Annotated in this window: 17 protein-coding genes and 4 pseudogenes; 18 read left to right on the top strand and 3 right to left on the bottom strand. The window is 39.1% G+C overall.

The annotated features are described in order from the left end of the window. Positions 1-81 precede the first annotated feature (81 nt). From JCM21531_RS03760 to JCM21531_RS03830, 14 genes and pseudogenes are all read left to right on the top strand, one after another. Positions 82-729, top strand: a complete 648-nt coding sequence (locus JCM21531_RS03760) for a SpoIIIAH-like family protein (protein WP_038287518.1) — start codon at positions 82-84, stop codon at positions 727-729. Positions 730-831: 102 nt separating this feature from the next. Further along, a pseudogene (locus JCM21531_RS03765) lies at positions 832-1,235 on the top strand (Asp23/Gls24 family envelope stress response protein). Positions 1,236-1,415: 180 nt separating this feature from the next. Continuing rightward, positions 1,416-1,962, top strand: a pseudogene (gene amaP, locus JCM21531_RS24760) (alkaline shock response membrane anchor protein AmaP). Between the two features lie 13 nt (positions 1,963-1,975). Beyond that, complete coding sequence (locus JCM21531_RS03775) at positions 1,976-2,209, top strand: DUF2273 domain-containing protein (RefSeq protein ID WP_038287521.1); 234 nt, start codon at positions 1,976-1,978, stop codon at positions 2,207-2,209. Between the two features lie 43 nt (positions 2,210-2,252). Next, positions 2,253-2,684 (top strand): transcription antitermination factor NusB, encoded by a 432-nt coding sequence (gene nusB / locus JCM21531_RS03780; RefSeq protein WP_038287524.1) that lies wholly within the window; start codon positions 2,253-2,255, stop codon positions 2,682-2,684. A 45-nt stretch (positions 2,685-2,729) separates the two neighbouring features. Then, positions 2,730-3,962, top strand: a complete 1,233-nt coding sequence (gene xseA / locus JCM21531_RS03785; protein WP_038287527.1) for an exodeoxyribonuclease VII large subunit — start codon at positions 2,730-2,732, stop codon at positions 3,960-3,962. Positions 3,963-3,994: 32 nt separating this feature from the next. Then, positions 3,995-4,237, top strand: a complete 243-nt coding sequence (locus JCM21531_RS03790) for an exodeoxyribonuclease VII small subunit (protein WP_038287531.1) — start codon at positions 3,995-3,997, stop codon at positions 4,235-4,237. Continuing rightward, the gene (locus JCM21531_RS03795) at positions 4,218-5,114 is read left to right on the top strand and encodes a polyprenyl synthetase family protein (RefSeq protein WP_038287534.1); all 897 of its coding nucleotides are present in this window, start codon (positions 4,218-4,220) and stop codon (positions 5,112-5,114) included. The genes JCM21531_RS03790 and JCM21531_RS03795 overlap by 20 nt, the downstream gene beginning before the upstream one ends. Positions 5,115-5,151: 37 nt before the next feature. After that, positions 5,152-5,598 carry a divergent PAP2 family protein gene (locus tag JCM21531_RS03800; RefSeq protein ID WP_038287537.1) on the top strand — a complete coding sequence of 149 codons (447 nt, stop codon included), beginning with the start codon at positions 5,152-5,154 and terminating at the stop codon, positions 5,596-5,598. An 877-nt stretch (positions 5,599-6,475) separates the two neighbouring features. Beyond that, a complete protein-coding gene (locus JCM21531_RS03805) occupies positions 6,476-7,153 on the top strand; it encodes a hypothetical protein (RefSeq protein ID WP_054846990.1) in 678 nt (225 codons plus the stop codon). Positions 7,154-7,245: 92 nt separating this feature from the next. After that, positions 7,246-9,108, top strand: coding sequence for a 1-deoxy-D-xylulose-5-phosphate synthase (dxs, locus tag JCM21531_RS03810; RefSeq protein ID WP_054846993.1), 1,863 nt, complete (start codon positions 7,246-7,248; stop codon positions 9,106-9,108). A 52-nt stretch (positions 9,109-9,160) separates the two neighbouring features. Continuing rightward, a pseudogene (locus JCM21531_RS03815) lies at positions 9,161-9,971 on the top strand (TlyA family RNA methyltransferase). 56 nt (positions 9,972-10,027) lie between these two features. Further along, positions 10,028-10,813 (top strand): hypothetical protein, encoded by a 786-nt coding sequence (locus JCM21531_RS03825; RefSeq protein WP_038287542.1) that lies wholly within the window; start codon positions 10,028-10,030, stop codon positions 10,811-10,813. A gap of 365 nt (positions 10,814-11,178) precedes the next feature. Next, positions 11,179-13,121: pseudogene (locus tag JCM21531_RS03830) on the top strand (glycoside hydrolase family 9 protein). A gap of 168 nt (positions 13,122-13,289) precedes the next feature. Here JCM21531_RS03830 and JCM21531_RS20380 read toward each other — a convergent pair. Together JCM21531_RS20380 and JCM21531_RS03835 are read right to left on the bottom strand one after the other, a co-directional pair. Beyond that, positions 13,290-13,682 carry a hypothetical protein gene (locus JCM21531_RS20380; RefSeq protein WP_243467162.1) on the bottom strand — a complete coding sequence of 131 codons (393 nt, stop codon included), beginning with the start codon at positions 13,680-13,682 and terminating at the stop codon, positions 13,290-13,292. A gap of 149 nt (positions 13,683-13,831) precedes the next feature. Further along, positions 13,832-15,055, bottom strand: a complete 1,224-nt coding sequence (locus JCM21531_RS03835; protein WP_243467163.1) for a copper amine oxidase N-terminal domain-containing protein — start codon at positions 15,053-15,055, stop codon at positions 13,832-13,834. Positions 15,056-15,542: 487 nt separating this feature from the next. On the opposite strand from JCM21531_RS03835, the gene JCM21531_RS20385 reads away from it, so the two are divergent. From JCM21531_RS20385 to JCM21531_RS20400, 4 genes are read left to right on the top strand one after another with little or no spacing between them, the layout of a single operon-like run. Further along, a complete protein-coding gene (locus JCM21531_RS20385) occupies positions 15,543-16,229 on the top strand; it encodes a cellulase family glycosylhydrolase (RefSeq protein WP_243467164.1) in 687 nt (228 codons plus the stop codon). Beyond that, entirely contained in the window at positions 16,187-16,882 is a 696-nt protein-coding gene (locus tag JCM21531_RS20390; protein ID WP_243467165.1) for a discoidin domain-containing protein, read from the top strand. The genes JCM21531_RS20385 and JCM21531_RS20390 overlap by 43 nt, the downstream gene beginning before the upstream one ends. Continuing rightward, positions 16,804-17,127 (top strand): dockerin type I repeat-containing protein, encoded by a 324-nt coding sequence (locus JCM21531_RS23505; protein WP_279378973.1) that lies wholly within the window; start codon positions 16,804-16,806, stop codon positions 17,125-17,127. Before JCM21531_RS20390 ends, JCM21531_RS23505 begins: the two co-directional genes overlap by 79 nt. After that, positions 17,091-17,216, top strand: coding sequence for a dockerin type I domain-containing protein (locus JCM21531_RS20400; RefSeq protein WP_243467180.1), 126 nt, complete (start codon positions 17,091-17,093; stop codon positions 17,214-17,216). The genes JCM21531_RS23505 and JCM21531_RS20400 overlap by 37 nt, the downstream gene beginning before the upstream one ends. Before the next feature lie 91 nt (positions 17,217-17,307). On the opposite strand, the gene JCM21531_RS20405 is transcribed toward JCM21531_RS20400, so the two are convergent. Continuing rightward, the gene (locus tag JCM21531_RS20405) at positions 17,308-19,962 is read right to left on the bottom strand and encodes a GGDEF domain-containing protein (protein ID WP_243467166.1); all 2,655 of its coding nucleotides are present in this window, start codon (positions 19,960-19,962) and stop codon (positions 17,308-17,310) included. Positions 19,963-19,990 lie beyond the last annotated feature (28 nt).

Here is a 19,990-nt window from a genome sequence, read left to right on the forward strand (position 1 = left end):
ATATAAAATGTCCGGAAATATAATATATATTTACTGAAAAACAGTTTACTATAAATAATGTGTCATAAAGGGGGATTATTAATGATGGTTTTAAAGAGAAAACAAATTGTTGTATTGTCATTGATTCTAATGATTGTTGTAGCAGGATATTTGCAGTACAGCTACAATAACAGCGGTATGTCCGTAAATGATTCGGATGACATATCGGTAAGTCAATTTGATGAAGAAACCGAACGCTTGGGCGAAGCATTGTATGTTGACAACACAATGGTTTTGGAAGATGAAAAGAAAGATGACAAGAAGGAAGAAAAGAGAGAGGAAGGCGACAAGGAAAAGAGCAAGCAGGACACCAAGGCTATTCAAGCTTCTAAAGAAGCAAATGAATTTTTTGCCCAGGCTAAAATGGATAAGGACGTGACAAGGGCAAGGGATAAGGAAGAGTTGGAGAAGATTACCAACGATGCGAATGCCACAGAAGATCAAAAAACCCAGGCCTATGAGCAAATGTTAAAGCTTTTGGACAATTCCGACAAAGAAATGAGAATTGAAACGCTGATAAAAAACAAAGGTTTTAGCGATGTAGTGGTATTCTTTGGAGATGACGGAAGTGTGGATGTCATAGTAAAAGCTCCGAGTATTTCCTCGGTGGAAGTGGCACAGATTGCAGAAATAGCTTCTAGGCAAGCAGGAGTGGATATATCCAATGTTCATGTATCCAATAAATTCTAATAATTTGTGTTTCCCAAAGTTGATAATATAATCTCAAGGTGTTATAATATTTGGTGTTGGCAAAACCTAACGGTTAAATTGCAGCAAAGGAGGTATTTCTAAGTGGGAGATGTAAGTCAGGGAAGCCCGGGTGACAGAGGAACATTAAAAATTTCAGAAGAGGTTGTTGCTATTATTGCCGGAATTGCTGCAATGGAGGTTCCGGGAGTAGCGGCATGAGCGGCGGAATTGCCGGTGGGATTGCTGAAATGCTGGGGAGGAAAAACCTTTCCAAAGGAGTAAAGGTTGAAGTTGGAGATAAGGAAGCTGCAATAGATTTATATATAATTGTTGAATACGGGTGCAGAATACCGGAGGTATCCTGGAACATACAGGAGAAAGTCAAAAAGGCTATTGAGACTATGACGGGCCTTAATGTGGTTGAGGTGAATATCCACATTCAAGGCGTAAATATTGAAAAGGAACATAAGAAGGATTCGGACGAAGAACAGGTTAGGGTAAGATAAGTATATTGGAAATATGTATTGGAAAAAAATTAAATTAATAACCCGTTAGGGTTTATTTTTTGGTAAAATGAAATATAATGTATATGTAATTTTGTATTTGGATAAGCATATAAGTAAATTGTGTAATTTGAGTTGCCGATATGTAACAGAAGATAAAACAAAAGAGGTGATTTTTGATATATGAACATTTTTTTCAGGAGTTTATTGGCCTTCTATGCATTTTGCCTTACGGTCATTTCTCTTATAACCATGGTTGTCACTTTAAGGCCGGAAATGCTTGACGGTGCATTGAAGTTTCTTATGACAAATGTTTTGGCCGACCGGGGTTTAACCGTTTTACTTTTTATCATTGAGCTTATCTTTTTTGGCTTAAGCCTCATGTTCCTATTATCGGGAGTAAAAAGTGACAAGGATAAAATCTATCAGCAAATATAATAATGTTGGAGAGGTAAGGATATCGTTAAATACAATCGAAAGCATCGCCCTTGCTGCTTCAAGAAAACTTGGAGGTGTTAAAGACAACAAGGCGTATGTGACAAAGCAAGGCGATAATGTTGTGATAAGTATAAAGACAATAGTAATGCCTGATATAAATATTCCTGCTCTTCTGGAGGATATTCAGATGAAGGTTAAGAAGTCTGTGGAAGAAACTACAGGTATTGGAGTAAATGAAGTAAAGGTATCGGTGGAAAATATATATACCGGTTATAGGTCCAGAGTTGAGTGATGGAGGTTTTACTATGACAAATAAAGAGAAATTGATTGAATTTTACAAATCTCATTATGGAGAGATAAATGGAGCACTCACTGGCTTTATTTTCGCCGTTTGTATTCTGATAATAGGTTTCTTCCAGACGGTATTTATTGCAATATGTGTTGCAATAGGTTATTATATTGGGAAAAAGATTTCTAAGGATAAGGATTATTTGAAAAATCTCTTAGACAGGATTTTACCGCCGGGTACATATAGATAATTTTTGAAATAAACTGGAAAGGATTTTTAGGAGGAAAGGGTTAATGGGAAGAAGAGCATCCAGGGAAATTGCCATGAAGCTTTTATATCAGCTTGAAATTCAGAAAGACTCAAAGGAGGAGCAAGTAAATAACACCCTGGAACAATACGATTTAAATGATAATGACAGGGAATATATTCTTGATATTGTAAAAGGAGTTTTTGACCATAAAGAGGAGATAGACAGGGCCATTGAAAAGTATTCGAAAGGATGGAAACTGTCGAGGATTTCCAAGGTTGACCTTGCAATTTTGAGGCTTGCTGTATATGAAATATGTTATAGAGAGGACATACCGTTTACCGTGTCCATCAACGAGGCTGTAGAGCTTGCGAAAAATTACAGCGGAGAAGAAAGCGGTTCTTTTATAAACGGAATTTTAGGAAAAGTTGCTAAATTAAAATTATTGCCTGTGGACGGAAATGAAAATGACGGGTGATAATATAAAGAAGGGTATCTAGAATAATATTTAAGGTGGAAATCCATGGGGGAACTTCCGGGCAACAATTGCGACAATATATTAACAGTTTCAGAAGTTAATAAGTATATCAAGGAGATCATGTCAAGGGATCTGATCCTGTCAAATCTTTGGGTTAGAGGAGAAATATCGAATCTTAAAAATCATTCTTCGGGACATATGTATTTTACCCTTAAGGATGAGAACAGCTTGCTTAAATGTGTAATGTTCAGAACGCATAACTTACGCCTTAAATTTATGCCCGAAAACGGCATGAAGGTAATAATAAGGGGCTATGTTTCGGTATTTGAAAGGGACGGACAGTATCAGCTTTATGCAGAGGAAATGCAAAACGACGGTATAGGCAATCTCTATATTGCTTTTGAACAGCTAAAGAAGAAGCTTTTAGAGGAAGGTCTCTTTGATTCGGCTCATAAAAAAAAGATTCCGTTTATGCCAAAATCAATAGGAGTGGTTACGTCAGCTACCGGATCGGTTATTAGAGATATTATGAATATTTTGGACAGACGGTTCTATAATTCATATATAAAGATATTTCCTGTCAGGGTTCAGGGTGAAACCGCTTCTTTTGAAATAAGTTATGCAATAAACAAATTAAATGAAATCGGCGGTGTGGATGTTATTATCCTTGCCAGAGGCGGCGGGTCTTTGGAGGAATTGTGGCCGTTTAACGAAGAAATAGTGGCAAGAAGCATATTTAATTCCGCCATACCGGTAATATCTGCCGTGGGGCATGAGACGGATTATACAATAGCGGATTTTGTTGCAGATTTGAGGGCGCCTACTCCTTCAGTTGCTGCAGAGCTGGTAATGCCCGAAAAACCGGTCATTATAAACAGGATAAGGGAGCTTAATCTGAGGCTCGTAAACGCCCTTATTAGAAATGTAAAGCAAAAAAGGGAAAAACTCACAAGGCTAACCGGTTCTTCGGTTTTCAGGCAGCCTTATGACAGGATATATCAGGAGAGAATGAAGCTGGATATTTTAAGCAGGGATTTGAAAAAGAGCATGCTTGCAGTTCATGAGAGGACAAAAGCAAAGCTTGGATTTTTAATTGGAAAGCTTGACGCATTAAGTCCCCTTACTATATTATCAAGAGGGTATGGCATTATAAAATCCGAAGAGGAAGGCACCCTTGTAAAATCCGTTAACGATGTTGACATTGGAGACGGAATAGAGGTAAGTGTTGAAGACGGCAGGATTTACTGCACGGTTAAGGGGAAGACATTGAATAATTAAATTTTCGCCTGATAGAAAGGCAGGTAGAGGTAATGAAAAAAAGTTTTGAAGAATCCTTGAAAGAGCTGGAGGAAATAGTAAGACAGCTAGAAAAAGGCGAGCTGTCTTTGGACGAATCTATTGAAATGTTTCAAAAAGGGATGGTACTGTCGAAAGACCTTAGCAAAATGCTTGATGATATGGAAAAGAAAGTGTCTATCCTGATAGAAGATGAAGATGGAAACATAAGGGAAGAAAATTTTGTTAGGACAGGTGATGATAAGGGTGGACTTTAAACAACAGCTTGATAACTATGTTAATACAATAAACGAATATATTGATAAATGTGTTATTGAAAAGGAACTTCCCGAGAAGTCTTTGTACAGTGCAATGAGATACAGTCTTACGGCAGGGGGAAAAAGGCTGCGGCCGGTTCTTTCCCTTGCGGTCTGCGATATGCTGGGGGGAAATGCACAAGAAGTGCTTCCTTTTGCATGTGCTGTTGAGATGATTCATACATATTCTCTGATACATGATGACCTTCCGGCTATGGATAATGACGATTTCAGGAGGGGCAGACCTACAAACCACAAAGTGTATGGAGAGGCATTGGCAATACTTGCCGGTGACGGACTTTTGAATTTGGCATTTGAGACTATGTTGGAGAGTATAATAAAAAACGGTGACAGCGAGAGAAAGGCAAAAGCAGCGGCGGTAATTGCAAAAGCTTCGGGAGCAAACGGCATGATTTCAGGCCAGGTTATTGATCTTGAGTCTGAAGGAAAGCAGGTGGATAAAGATATTCTTAACCGTATGCATAGATTGAAAACCGGCGCACTGATAAAAGCGCCGGTGGTTTCTGCGGCGATTTTGTGCGGTGCTTGTGAAGATGATATAGAAAAACTGGATGAATTTGCCGAAAATCTTGGTCTAGCTTTTCAGATAAAGGATGACATACTGGATGTGGAAGGCAGTACCGAAAAGCTTGGTAAGAAGGTTGGCAGCGATGCCGGCAATAATAAATCCACATATGTCAGCCTTTACGGTTTGGAAAAATCAAAGGAAATATTGTCCGATGTTACCCATAAAGCTGTACGTTGTCTTGAAAAATTCGGAGATAAAGCAGCTTTTTTAAAGAGTCTTGCGGGTTATCTTTTGGAGAGAGAAAATTGATACCATTATCAGTTATTTGGTTGTCGGGGGTGTGCCGGTGAAAGTATTGTATAGTATATTGTCTAACAAGACGATTACTGTGCCTGTGATTGCATGGTTTATAGCACAATTTCTCAAGGTAATTAATGTTATTGTTGTTGAAAGAAAACTGGATTTTACCAGGTTTGTCGGTTCCGGCGGTATGCCGAGTTCCCATTCATCGTTTATTGTTTCCTTAGCAACAGTTGTTGGTAAAATGAAGGGATTAGGTTCGGTGGAATTCGGGATATCGGCGGCAGTGGCTGCAATTGTTATGTATGACGCTGCCGGAGTGAGAAGAGCTGCCGGAAAGCAGGCAAAAGTGTTGAACAAACTTATATTTTCCCAGAAAGAAGAAGACAGGCAGAATTTTGATGAAAACTTAAAAGAGCTTATAGGGCATTCCCCGTTTGAGGTCTTTATAGGGGCTATGCTGGGTATGCTGATGGGGCTTTGTTTTGCATAAGCTAGCATAAGCAAAATATTTGACGTATAAGTTAGATATGAGTGAAGTAAAAGCTTTTATTAGTGCTTATTGCAGTTTTTTTCACTGAATGTCATTCTTTAAACGTTTGTTTTTATATGATATAATTTTAAGCCATGGGAGCAGTTCGGCTGCATCCATGGAAAACGAATTGGAAAACAAATTAATACCAAAATGCTAATAACGCAGGGTGGTGCAGTATTCTAGTCAGTACTTCCGATTCTGAAGACGGGCCTAAAAATCCGTTAAAGGGCACATCGATGAAGTTCCTTGTGCTGGCTTGTTACGCCCAGTAGTGGGCTGGTGCTGGGAGTTAAGGTTTAGGGGCGATCCGCAATGGCATGCGGGCGTTGACCCCTCTACCGTGGAGACCCGAACTTGTGGAAGTAAAGTACACTATAGGCTTAAAATCAGCTTATGTGTCAGCTCTTCTACGAGCCGGGAGTAAACCTGTTATGCGATGCCGGTTTAGGTGTTGTGAACAGAGTAGCCTGCCTTGAGTGAAATTGGTGGATAATGGTCAGGTGTAGAAGTATTGGCCGATACATATACACTATAGCAGTTTGAAACCAATTTTGCAAAAGAGGCTAAGAATCGGATAGACTGTCGGGGAAAGCCCCTAGACTGTTCGGTAACGAGTTATGCTGGGGATTGTAGTGTGGACTAAGTGGTAATCAGGCCCCGCTTCCTTTGAAGGAGCGGCTGAGGGTTTAAAGGGAAACCGCTGAACTGGCGACATTCAGTACCTTCTGTGGAAATCATGCCTGACCTAAGCCGCAAAATTTACTCAGCATATATCCACCCTGTATTATGGTATTTTGAGAGATTTGTATTTTTTGCCTTGGGAGGAAAGCATTAAGTGGATGACAATCATAAACATCCTTCGAATGAGAAAAAGATGAAGTTTCGTCTAAATCTTTTAGGCGCAAAAAACGGAAATACCCGATGGGTTGTACTTATAACAATATTGGCTTTTATATTGTCCTCAAGTCTTTCGATTATATCGTCAAGTTTGCTTGAGGATGTTAATATTTTTTTTTCGATTTTAATAGTACTTATTATCGTTTTAGTTGGAATTGTTTTTGATATTATCGGAATTGCAGTGACATCAGCGGATGAATCTCCTTTTCATGCTATGGCATCAAGGAAATATTATGGTGCAAAGCAGGCTATAAGGCTGATAAGAAATGCAAACAAGGTATCGAGTGTTTGTAATGATGTGGTAGGAGATATATGCGGAGTAATAAGCGGTACTGCAAGTGCGTTTATAGTTTTCAAAATCTCGCAGTCGGCCAGCGGGATTGTTGCCTCCTTGGTGGAATTGAGCTTTGCAGGCTTTGTTGCAGCTTTGACTATCGGGGGAAAAGCCATTGGAAAAACCATTGCCATGGAAAATTGCAATTATATTGTTTATAAAGTCGGTGTTGTAGCAAAGTTTGTAATGGGTAGAATCGGTTTTGGGAAAAAGAAGAAAAAAGAAATCCTAAAAAAAATACTGTTAATAAGTAAAGAGCTAAGGAAAATGGCAAAAATGTAATAGCCGAAATAAAATGGACAAAGAATAAAATTACGGCAAAAAGAAATAAAGAAATAGATTGAAAGAGAGATGATACCAGGTTGGAATATATATTGGACAATATTAATTCACCTGATGACATAAAAAAACTAAATTTGGAGCAGTTAAGGGGACTCGCAAGTGAGATTAGGTCTTTTCTTATTGAAAAGGTCTCAAAAACAGGTGGACATCTTGCTTCCAACTTGGGAGTTGTAGAGTTGACACTTGCGCTTCACAGGGTATTTAACACGCCGGAGGATAGAATTATATGGGATGTAGGTCATCAATCCTATGTTCATAAGATTATTACAGGAAGAAAAGATAAATTTGATACCATAAGAAAGCTTGGAGGGCTTTCGGGTTTTCCAAAGTCGGCGGAAAGTGAGCACGATGCTTTTAATACGGGCCACAGCAGTACTTCCATATCTGCTGCTTTGGGTATTGCAAAAGCAAGGGACCTTAAGAAAGAAAAGTATTCGGTTATTGCAGTCATCGGGGACGGTGCTCTTACTGGAGGTATGGCTTTTGAGGCATTAAATGATGCGGGAAGATCACCGAATAATCTTATTGTGATATTGAATGATAATGAAATGTCAATTTCCAAGAATGTAGGAGGGCTTTCAGCTTATTTAAGCAAGATCCGAACAGAACCCTTCTATTTTAAAGTTAAGGAAGATATAGACATTATATTGAACAAGATACCGGCAATCGGAAAAAGCGCTGTCAAAGCTCTTGACAGGGTCAAAGGAACGATAAAATACATGATTATGCCGGGAATAGTGTTTGAAGAACTCGGATTTAAGTATCTAGGACCAATTGACGGACACAATATTGCGGAGCTGGAAAATGTTTTAACAAGGGCCAAAAACACCAAAGGTCCTGTGCTGGTGCATGTGTGTACCCAAAAAGGGAGAGGTTATACCTATGCTGAAGAAAACCCTGCTGTTTTTCACGGTATATCACCCTTTGAGATTGAGACGGGAGAGGTCATTGCCCACAAGGTGCCGGGTTATTCTGACGTCTTTGGAAGGGAAATTGTCAGAATTGCCGAGAAAGAAGAAAGGGTTGTTGCGCTTACAGCTGCAATGCCCCATGGGACAGGTCTTGACAAGTTTTCCAAGAGATTTCCGGAAAGGTTTTTTGATGTGGGCATAGCAGAGCAGCATGCGGTAACCTTTGGCGCCGGGCTTGCCAAAAACGGAATGATTCCGGTCATAGCTCTTTATTCCTCTTTTCTCCAGAGGGCTTATGACCAGGTGGTGCATGATGTGGCTCTTCAGAATCTGCATGTGGTTTTTGCTATAGACAGAGCCGGAATAGTAGGTGAGGACGGGGAGACCCATCAAGGAATTTATGACATATCTTTCTTGAGGCATATCCCCAATATGGCAATTCTTGCGCCCTGTGATTATAGTGAGCTTACCAAGATGCTTGAGTATGCTGTGCTGGAGCACGACGGTCCCATAGCGATTAGGTATCCGAGGGGCGCGGGGGCAGAAAAGCTTTTTGATACTCCGGATGTAAAACTCGGACAATCCCTCCTTCTGAGAGAAGGAAGAGATGTTACCATTGCGGCTGTGGGCAATAAGGTAGATGTGGCTCTGGAAGTTGCCCAAAAGCTTAAAAATGTGGATTTGGATGCAGATGTGATTTACTGCAGGTTTATAAAGCCTCTTGATTCAAATACCATTATAAGCTCCGTACTTAAGACAAAAAGACTTGTAACAATAGAGGATAATACCGTTGAGGGCGGATTTGGAAGCAGGGTTTTGGAAACAATAAACCAAAAAGGTATAAATGCTGCGGTAAAGATGTTTGGATATCCCGATGCTTTTATACCTCACGGCTCCACTAAAGAACTTGCACATATGTACAGGCTTGATCCGGATTCTATTTTTAATGATATTTTAAAACTGATAAACAAAAGCAGAGTATAAAAATCGGATTGTAAATAGGATGAATTCATAATAAATTTCGGAGGAAGGTTTTTTGAAGAAGGAAAGACTGGATGTCCTTTTGGTAAGCAAAGGACTTTTTGAAAGCAGGGAAAAGGCTAAGAGCTCCATAATGGCGGGAGTGGTTTTTGTAAACGATAAAAAAGAAGACAAGCCGGGCGTAAAGGTAGATGTTGATTCTGTCATCAAGATAAAGGAGAACATCCATCCTATGTCAGCCGAGGTGGACTAAAGCTTGAAAAAGCAATAAAAGTCTTTGATATTGTCCTTAAAGATAAGACGGCAATCGATATTGGAGCATCAACAGGCGGTTTTACCGATTGCATGCTGAAAAACGGGGCCCAAAAGGTTTTTGCCATTGATGTGGGTTACGGACAGCTGGCATGGGAGCTTAGGAATGATGAACGCGTTGTATGCATGGAGAGAACCAATATAAGATATGTAAAACCGGAAGACCTTGGTATTCTTGCGGATTTTTCATCGATTGATGTTTCTTTTATATCCCTTAAAAAGGTTATTCCCGTTGCAGTTAATCTGATAAAAGATGATGGAGAGCTTTTGTGCCTTATTAAGCCCCAGTTTGAAGCCGGACGAGAAAAGGTTGGAAAACATGGAGTCGTTCGGGATAAAAAGGTGCATGAGGAAGTAATAAAAGATATTATAGCTTTTTGCTTAGAGTTAGGGCTTAAAATTCGAGGACTTGACTTTTCACCTATTAAAGGTCCGGAAGGTAACATTGAATATCTTATTTATGTGTCAAAAAAGAGGGCAGTATAAGTGAAGAGGAACTCTTTAGGCTTGCGGACAAAGTTGTTGACAATTCCCACAATGAGCTGTCCTTATAAAAATAAGATTTTTATCCAATTTGGTATTTTATTAAATGCGGGAGGCTTGGAACTCAATGAAAAAAGGCTTGTTAAGGCAATTTCCGAAGCAAATCAGAGAAAAAATCCTTGACCATACTATTGAAAGCTATGAATTAAGAAATGTGATACTTAAGCTTATTGACAGCAACCCTAAATTCATAATAAGAATATATCTAAATGACGAGGCTCTTCGGGATTTGCTGGAAGAGAAAGATTTAGAAATGATTGAGAACAGGCTGAAGTCCGCTTTAACCTATGAATGGTTTTATTTTGAGTTTAAGAAAGCTGTCAAAGAGAACATGAATGTGTTTGTCCGAGACATAGCGGAGAGCTTTGCTTTTTCAATACTGTATGAGAACAAGTATGAATATGATGAAGCCAGCGGCAAAATAAAGGATTGCGGTAAATTCAATATTGAGGATTATGACAAACTCGGGGATTTTATGTGCGATTATGGGCTTATGACTCCTGATAACGATAATTTTCTTGATATTGACCCGGATAACAGCACTTCACATTTTGATGAAATTGCTCTGAACTATTTGCACAAAACACTAAAACAACTCTTAATTGATGTATATAATAAGCGCCCGGAGGAATTTCACAAGTTCTTTGGAATTGAACGGGATTATATACTCAGTGACATGGATTTTGAAGAATTTGAATATGAGCTTTTTGAATTCTTTGATACGGATTTTCCGATGCCCGATTTCAACAATCCCGTAGGCATTGCGGCAGAATTGGTATCTAAAGTTGAGGAAATGGATGCAAAAATGTTGTTTGACATGGGAAAAGACTTGGTAATTTCAAAGGAAAAGTAGCAAGAATTGCAATACTCAAGATGTATTGGATTGGTTATTGAACTATTTGACATTTACAGGTATAATATAATTAATCCAATAGATGCCTTTTTGCATACGATTTATTTTTATCCCTTGTTGTTAGTTTTTTTACAAGGTAAGAAGCAATTAACGAATTCTTATTTCAAACTAAAACTCCTATCTAATATTTTAGCTAAGTATCAGCTTATATCTTGTATTTAAGATACCCAAATTTTATAGAAAGATTTATAATACCTGAAACAAATAATAATTAAACCTGTGTAGGAAGGGAGGCAGAACAGTTTAAATTATATTGATTTCGGGTATTCTTTATAATTTAATAAAAGAGGAGATGAAGGTAAAAAATGAGTAGAATTGCGCTGAAAAGAAGTATGAGAAACCGTATTTTGTCCTTGGTCATTGCTGTGGCAATGCTAAGCTTGACCGGAATAATGCCTTTGGGGTTAGTTGAAGTGTCGGCTGCAAAAGTGACGGAGAGTTATCAATTGGATTCACGGGTTCGCATAAACTCAATAGGTTTTATACCGAATCAGAGTAAAAAGGCGACTGTTGCAGCAAATTGTTCAACCTTCTATATTGTTAAAGAAGATGGAACGATAGTATATACCGGAACAACGACTTCGATGTTTGACAATGACACAAACGAAACTGTTTACATAGCTGATTTTTCATCTGTCACTGAAGAAGGAACCTATTACCTGGCAGTACCGGGAGTGGGAAAAAGTGTAAACTTCAAAATCGCAAAGGACGTATATGAAAACCCCTTTAAAACTGCAATGCTGGGAATGTATTTACTGCGCTGCGGTACCAGCGTATCTGCCACTTACAATGGAATACACTATTCCCACGGACCTTGCCACACCAATGACGCATATCTTGACCACATAACAGGACAGCATACAATCAAGAACAGCACAAAAGGCTGGCATGATGCGGGCGATTACAACAAATATGTGGTAAACGCCGGTATAACTGTCGGTTCAATGTTTTTGGCATGGGAACATTTTAAAGACCAATTGGAATCTGTGACTTTGGAAATTCCGGAAAAAAACAATTCAATGCCGGATTTTCTTGATGAATTAAAATTCGAGATAGATTGGCTTTTAACCATGCAATACCCTGACGGAAGCGGAAAAGTGCACATAAAGTTTCCACAAGGAACTTTGGCGGCTTTATTATGCCTGAGAATGAGCATGACGAAAGATTTTTCGTGCCGAGGAGCAGTGCCGCAACTGCAGACTTTGTTGCAATGACGGCCATGGCCTCAAGAATATTCAGGCCCTATGACCCCGAATATGCGGATAAATGTATAAATGCGGCAAAAGTGAGCTATGAGTTCCTAAAAGCAAATCCGGCGAATGTCCTTGCGAACCAAAACGGATTTTCAACGGGAGAATATGCCACTGTCAGCGATGCCGATGACAGATTGTGGGCTGCGGCAGAAATGTGGCAGACCTTGGGAGATGAAGAATACCTTAGGGATTTTGAAACCCGGGCAGCTCAGTTCTCAAAAAAGATTGAAGCTGACTTTGACTGGGATAATGTTGGAAACCTGGGTATGTTCACATATCTTTTATCAAAAAGACCCGGCAAGAATTCTTCATTGGAGCAGTCAATAAGAAACAGTCTCATTACGACTGCAGATTCCATTGTTCAAACCAGCCGTCAGCATGGATACGGCAGAACCCTCGGAAGAACATACTATTGGGGGTGCAACGGTACGGTTGTAAGACAGACCATGATACTGCAAGTGGCGAATAAAATTTCTCCAAGCAGCGATTATGTAAATGCAGCTCTTGATGCTATTTCGCATGTATTTGGAAGAAACTATTACAATAGATCTTACGTAACGGGACTTGGTATAAATCCTCCTATGAACCCGCATGACAGACGTTCCGGCGCAGACGGAATATGGGAACCGTGGCCGGGTTACCTTGTAGGAGGAGGATGGCCCGGACCTAGGGATTGGGTAGATATTCAGGACAGCTATGAAACCAATGAAGTTGCTATAAACTGGAATGCTGCGCTGATTTATGCTCTTGCCGGATTTGTTAACTATGACTCTGCTCAAGATGATGTATTGTATGGAGATGTAAATGATGATGGAAAAGTAAATTCTACCGATTTGACTTTACTGAAAAGATATTTACTTAAATCTGTTTCAAACCTGCCTTCAGCTAAAGCTGAAAAAAATGCAGATGTGAACCGTGACGGAAAAATTAATTCCAGTGATGTTACAGTACTCTCAAGATATTTATTAAAAGTAATTATCGAATTACCGGTATAGATATGAATTCAAATAAAAAGCTTGGGGCATCGAGTCCCTGAGCTTTTTCCTCTTTTGTTTCGCTTAAAAAGAGGACGAATAGTGAAAAGCCCTGTAGCAAAAGCTGCTGCAGGGCTTTTATCAACTGCTTTTATATGGAATTTGCTTTATATTTAATTACTGAAAATATCAATTTCTGAAAAAATCCAGTATCAGTTCCTGTACGGAATTTTCTACGTCTTTTGCATATCTGAAACCGCACAGCATCTGAGAGGTGTCTTTGATTTTGAATACTGAATCAAAGTCCGTTACTTCCGCAACATTAGAGTCATAGTCATAAATTCCAAACTCGTTTATGGATGAACGGCCTACTTCGGAAATAGTGTTGGATTTTACGTTGTTTTTATAGGCTTCTGTTTTGGTTTTTCTCAATATGTATTTGAGTTCTTCTTCACTTAGCAGCCTGAATCCGCCGTTATGTTCAAAAATGGTTGAAGTACCGTAGCCGGTTTTTCGGAAGGAATAATACTCATCTATTCCATGACTTTTGCTTTTTTCGTTGCAGAACATGTAAAGGTCCAAACTGTTCTTTATTGTGATTGTTCCGTATTTTTCTTCTGTTTCAAATACTGCCGGATAATCTTCGGATTTGATATTTAAATTGTATTTTGAGTTATATTCTTTGATGTTGATTTTATTCTTCGAGAGGCTGTTCCACTCCCGGATTGTTACTAGATTTTTGCTGACATAGAAGGCTTTACGGTAACTTTTCTGCCGTCATCGTCAATGAAGGTGCCGCCTTCGATTTTGACCATGTCAGAAAGGTCCAATCCTTGGGGAAAGTACTTTTTCTTGAGACGTGCTTCATTTTCTTTTACAGTCATTTTACTTGTATAATTTGCCTTTGAAAGCAAAATATCTTCAACTTCGCCGTTTTTGCCTGGGACAGTTGATTTTTTTAGGCTGATTTTAGTGCCGTTTATTTCAATGGAATCAATAATGCTGTCCATAATAGCATTACTAAGATATTTTTGCTCTAATGGGTCGTAAATGAATGAAAAAACATAGAGATTTTTGTCATTGTATATAAAGAGTTTCTTACTCATTAGATTATAACCGGTTTCTTTGATTTCAAAAGGCGTAAATCCCTTTGTGGTGACAAAAGTAAAGCCGCTTTTCTCGATAACCATAAGATTCTCGGGTTTTAAGTCCGAGAAATATATGTATTGACCGATAAGCTGTTTGTTTGTCCTTGGCACATTTTTGAAAATCTGTACAGTGAATGAATCCACTGTCGAAAGATCGCTTGGAGCAAAAACAACTCCGCCCTTTGACAATTCAAGAGGCTGCCCTTTGAATATTTTTTCTTCAGTAAAGTTGAGGTCTCTGACGGTACCGTCTTCTTTAAAGGTATAATAAACGAACTGTTCTATATTAGAGCCTTTCATGCCTTTCGGAACTAAGGTAAAAAGATTGTAAAGCTCATTGTAATAGCTGGACTCGGGCATTTGTCCAATTTCATTTTGGGATTGAGTTGTGATTGTGACAACTTTGTTTTTACCGTCCCATTCTACTGCAGCACCAAAAGCTTCTGAGATAAACCTTACCGGAACAAAGGTCCTTCCTCCCACAATAACTGAGGAGGTATCAAGCTTAATTTCTTTATTGTTGACCTTGGCGGTTTTCATGCCTACAACCAATGAAATCTCTGTTTCTTGCTTTTTTATTACTACCGTACGGTCTTTTTCGATCCAATCCACTTGGGCATTAAGGGACTCGGAAATGAATCGAATGGGCACCATTGTTCTTGAGTTGCTGTCAATAAAGGGCTTTTGATCCGCAAAATTGATTTTTTCGCCGTTCACAATGACTGAGATATTTGAACTTGCGTGGACAGCCAGCGGAAAACATAAAGCAAGAATACACATCACTATGAATAACAGTTTTTTTGCCATTCAATCAGCTCCTTTCAATCAGAATGTATATATATTCTTATATATTTTTGGATATGAAATATAAGCAGCTTTTGGAAATGGGCTACTAAACAGAATTATACTACAAATAAAGAAAAATTAATACAAGCATGGTCTATTTTTAATATATTTTTCTTGGAACTTTATATATTTTTTATTACAAATCAAAAAAATAATGTTACAAATCAGATTATTTTCTCTTTCATTTGAAAGAAATATGTGGTAATATAAATTTGGAAATAATAATTTCCTAATAATTTCATCCAATAAAGCAGTATCGCAGGTTATTTTCAATAAAGCCATATTTACTACAGAGCAGCTCTTCGTAGAATGGAATTTGAGCATATCCGGTAATCAAAAAAGTAATATTACTAATTGTGTAAAGTCAAAAAGACATAATTCCACCGGCAAGCAAATTGCGGAGGAATTAAAAGAAATAATAAATGAATTTACAAAGGGAGGAATGGTAATGAAAAAAAGGATGTGTATGCTTTTGGCAGTTGTAATTATAATGGCTGCCGGCCTGCCGCTGATAACACAGGGGGCAGATGACATTTATCCGGGATTTAGAGTAGAGGGGAGATTTTTGTACGACAAAAACGGAGAAAAAGTAGTGCTGTATGGCGTAAACGAAATGTCGATCTGGGGCGACATTGACGGTGATGTGGCACTTCCTGAAATCAGGAAAACCGGAGCTAACGCAGTAAGGCTTGTATGGTCGGTTTCCGGACCTGCAAGAAAACTTGATATCCTGCTTTATAATTGTCGTTTGAACAATATGATTCCGATTATTGAGGTTCATGATGCAACCGGTGAGTGGCAGAAACTTCCGATGCTTGTTGACTATTGGACAAGACCTGATGTGGTTGAAGTTTTGAAAAAGCATCAGGAATATCTAATTATAAACATTGGTAATGAAGTTGGGGCACAGGTTTCGGAGTCTGACTTTAAAACAGGATATGAAACTGCGATAAAGAGAATGAGAGAAGCAGGAATTCACGTTCCTCTTATGATTGACGGCGCTGACTGGGGTAAGGATATTGATATTCTTCAGGCAACCGGTCCATATCTTATAAATGCTGACCCCGATAAAACCTTTTATTCTCCGTACATATGTGGTGGCCGTATATGTGGGGCTATAGCGATCAAAAGGTAATTGATGAAATAAAAGAATCCGTTGAAATGGGTTTGCCCCTTGTTGTAGGAGAGTTCGGACACCAATGGGAAGAACATGATAACGGTAAAATTCCTTATAAAACTATATTGGAACAATGTTATAAAAATGAAGTGGGTTACTTGGCATGGTCATGGGGACCGGGTAACCAGCCGCAGACTTTTCTGGATATGACTACCGACGGGACTTTTGATACATTAAGAGGATGGGGATTGGAGGTTTGTGTAACAGACCCTTACAGTATAAAGAATATAGCAGTCCGTCCTGCTTCAATGCTTACAGAGCCTACAACAGAGCCTCCGGTAACAAATATTCCAAAAGGCAGTATTGCACAAAACAAACCTGTATTTGCATCTTCTACAGAGCCGGGGTTAGGTAACACACCGGAAAAAGCAGTTGACGGAAATATAGCAACCAGATGGTCATCGGAGTACAGCGATCCTCAGTACATATATGTAGACCTTGAAGATGAGTATGAAATCGAAAGGGTATATATTGAATGGGAAACTGCATACGCTCGCCAGTATAAAATCCAGGTATCCGATGATGCAGTCGTATGGACGATGTATATACCGAGTACAACGGAGACGGAGATATTGACGATATTTACCTTGACGCAAAAGGAAGATATGTAAGAATCTATTGTCAGCAAAGAGCAACGCAGTACGGAAACTCCATATTCGAGCTGGGGGTTTATCCGAAGGGAGGAATTCCTGAGCCCACTCCTGCAGAGGTTGAAATCTTGGTAGGAGATATCAATGGGGACGGCAAAGTCAATTCAACGGATCTGTCAATGTTAAACAGACATATATTGAGGCTTGTGAGCTTGATGGAAATTTGCAGTTGGCTGCAGCTGACGCTGACGGAAACGGAAATGTAAATTCTACTGATTATTCACTGATAAAGAGATATATATTGAAAGCAATTCTTGAATTTCCGGGTGGAAATACAAGGATACTAACGCCATGAGAAGATGTAATTAAAAGTTTGGGGGGGATTTAGCCCCCCCTTGTTTATTTTTCTCCTTGATTGGGGCTCAATTCCTAAAGCTTTTATAGGTTTATGACATTGATAAAATGCCGGATATAATGTTTCCCAATGTACCGAGAAAGTTCAGTTCGTTAAAACCGTACTCTTTTCGACTGATGGGGCAGGAAAGATAGAGAGCTCCTTTGACATCTTTTCCTCTTAATATGGGTTCAACTACTATTGAGTTAAGTATGGGCTCACCGGTTTGCGAATCAAGCACGTTAACATTGTCCCAATCCACCAGATAAGCTCCGGTCTTTTGCTTTAATACCTTATCTACGATTTTTTTGTTGTAGCACTCTTCCTCAACCCATCCCGGTACTGTACTTTTTCTTGCATATACCTTTAGAATCCTGCAGCTTTGCTCCTGACAGGTTACGAGAACTCCATATTCCGAATCAAAAGTGTCTATTATTGATCCAAGCACTCGGTATATTTTATCTTCGAAGGACATTATTTCGTTGGACAATCTCACAATTTCCAGCAAAGCAAGAACATTTCTTTGGTCGTGCATGACATTGCCGGATATGATGCCGGCAAGCTTATCCATTCTTTTAGAGAGTTTTCTCATCTTTGTATTCCAGAGTGAGAAGCGGTTTCGTCCCGACTCTTTTGCATGATAAAGGGCTTGATCGGCTTTCTCGACTAGCTCGTTGCGGATGCTCCCATGCTTGGGATAGCAGGATATACCCAGGCTGATGGTGAGACTGTTTCCTTGTCCCATTAAGCGTGCTTTTTCTACGGTGCTTCTCAGTCTTTCAGCCAGGGATTCGGCCTCTGAGGGGCCGGTATCCGGAAGTATGATTACAAATTCTTCTCCTCCGTATCTACAGCAAATATCTGTCGGCCTTATACTTTTGATTAAAATATTGCCCACTTTTGAGAGGATTTCATCTCCCTTTTGATGTCCGTAGTTGTCATTTACACTTTTAAACTTGTCTATATCAATCATAATTATTGACAGCTGGCTTTTTTCTCTGCTGGCCTTTTTAAGCTGTGTCTCAATGGCATTTTCGAAGAATTTTCTTGTATATGCCCCAGTCAACCTGTCAATGGATGAAATTATTTTCAGGTCGTAATTCTCTATTTGAATAGCGGCAATTTTTGAAAGAAGCTTAACCATGCCAAAGCTCTGCCATGAAAACTTATTGAATACATTTTGGGTTGAAAGATAAATATAACCTTTAATGTCATAATCGTTGGATTCCCGGCGTTTTCTTTTTGCTTGTTTTACAGGGGAAAATTTGTCGCCAGGAACATGGTTGTATAAGGGGATACACATAACGGCCTTGATTTGTCCCGGAAGGAATATGTCGATATTGCCCGTTTTTTTATTAAAATTATTGGCCGTAAATATTCCGTCAATATTTTCGTTAGTGCGTTCGATTATATAGTTGTAATAATCGCACTCTGGGTTTTCATTATGGACAACAAAAGCATTCAGCTCGTTTTTATCATTGTAGCGGAGTATATAGCCTGTCTCTGCCGAAGTCAGGTTGCATGCGGCTTCAAGGATCATCTTTAGGTTGCTAAGATAATCTGACGTAGATTTCATAAGCAAACTTTCTATAATTTCAATTTTTTCTCCACTTAATTCTGAAGTATGGTTTTCGCCGGCATCCGAAGCCATACTGCTTCCGGGCTCCTTAAATATCAATTCGTAATTTATTCCGTCAAAGAAATGTTGCGCGATATTTTTACCGTTATTAATTTTATTGCTCATCTGCCTTTTGAGTACAAGTTCCTGTTCGCGTAAATTGTCGGCTTTAAGGGAAAGGAGCCTGGTCCTGGGTTCCTCACGGTTATGGGAATACAGGAATGAACTGTGAAATTCAACGGGAACTTTTTGCGCAAGATGATACAGTGTATCCAAGGCTTTTATATAGTTTGTGCCGGACAACTGTTTTTCCTTCATGGAATAATAAATATCTCCAATTGCTCTATAACCTTTCCATTTCAAACGGAGACTTTTGTATTCTTCATTTAATTCCAAAGCCCTGTTAATGATTTCAATTCCATATCTTCCGCCCTCACAGGTGCCGTAAAGAATAAGGTACTCTATTTCCAGCTTTTTTGTATTAACGGTTGTGCTAAGTTCCAAGCTTTTTTTCAATAGACTTTGGGCAGCCTCTATGTTACCGAAAGCAATTAGTGTTTCGGCAAGTTGGTGGAGCATATCTCTTTGTTCCTTGACGGTGGAGCTGAATTCGTGGTTTTTCAGTAAAGTCAGAGCATTTTGGAAAAGAAGCTCTGAATCCTTGCGGTTTGAGACATAATGCTCGGACAGAAGGACAATGCAATTTAAAGTCAGGCTCTCGTTGGTGCTTGACTTTTTGCATGTGCTTATTCCTTTTAATGCAGTGTTTTTTGCTTCTTCAAAACATCCTATTTCGAAATAAAATCTTGCTGCGTATTCATAGAAAATCTGAAGGTCATGTCCGCGATCTGAATTTTTTTCCATTTCCCGTTTTACCTTAAGAAGATATTCGTAGGATTTTTGGTATTCGTCCAGTTCCAGATAAGCAAGCATAATATTTTTATTGACCGTAAACAGCAGGGAATTAAGCTCGCTTTCCCTTGCTTGTTCTTCGCATTTAAAGTAGTATTCCAGTGCCTGGGTATAATTGTCTTCTAACCGGTGGGTTTCGCCGAGGTTGTCATAACAGCTGGATATCCCTTCAACCATATTGTTGGCAATGTTTATCTGAAGGGAT

It is taken from the genome of Acetivibrio straminisolvens JCM 21531 (genome assembly GCF_000521465.1).
GTDB classification, from domain to species: Bacteria; Bacillota; Clostridia; order Acetivibrionales; family Acetivibrionaceae; genus Hungateiclostridium; species Hungateiclostridium straminisolvens.

Excerpts from the sequence above, each read along its gene's own strand:
- xseA (WP_038287527.1), top strand. The coding sequence starts at position 2,730 with ATGGGGGAACTTCCGGGCAACAATTGCGACAATATATTAACAGTTTCA.
- JCM21531_RS03835 (WP_243467163.1), bottom strand. The coding sequence starts at position 15,055 with ATGGCAAAAAAACTGTTATTCATAGTGATGTGTATTCTTGCTTTATGT.
- JCM21531_RS20390 (WP_243467165.1), top strand. The coding sequence starts at position 16,187 with ATGTGGTGGCCGTATATGTGGGGCTATAGCGATCAAAAGGTAATTGAT.
- JCM21531_RS03760 (WP_038287518.1), top strand. The coding sequence starts at position 82 with ATGATGGTTTTAAAGAGAAAACAAATTGTTGTATTGTCATTGATTCTA.
- JCM21531_RS23505 (WP_279378973.1), top strand. The coding sequence starts at position 16,804 with ATGGACGATGTATATACCGAGTACAACGGAGACGGAGATATTGACGAT.
- JCM21531_RS20385 (WP_243467164.1), top strand. The coding sequence starts at position 15,543 with ATGAAAAAAAGGATGTGTATGCTTTTGGCAGTTGTAATTATAATGGCT.
- JCM21531_RS03795 (WP_038287534.1), top strand. The coding sequence starts at position 4,218 with ATGATAAGGGTGGACTTTAAACAACAGCTTGATAACTATGTTAATACA.
- JCM21531_RS20405 (WP_243467166.1), bottom strand. The coding sequence starts at position 19,962 with ATGGTTGAAGGGATATCCAGCTGTTATGACAACCTCGGCGAAACCCAC.
- JCM21531_RS03775 (WP_038287521.1), top strand. The coding sequence starts at position 1,976 with ATGACAAATAAAGAGAAATTGATTGAATTTTACAAATCTCATTATGGA.
- nusB (WP_038287524.1), top strand. The coding sequence starts at position 2,253 with ATGGGAAGAAGAGCATCCAGGGAAATTGCCATGAAGCTTTTATATCAG.
- JCM21531_RS03790 (WP_038287531.1), top strand. The coding sequence starts at position 3,995 with ATGAAAAAAAGTTTTGAAGAATCCTTGAAAGAGCTGGAGGAAATAGTA.
- JCM21531_RS03825 (WP_038287542.1), top strand. The coding sequence starts at position 10,028 with ATGAAAAAAGGCTTGTTAAGGCAATTTCCGAAGCAAATCAGAGAAAAA.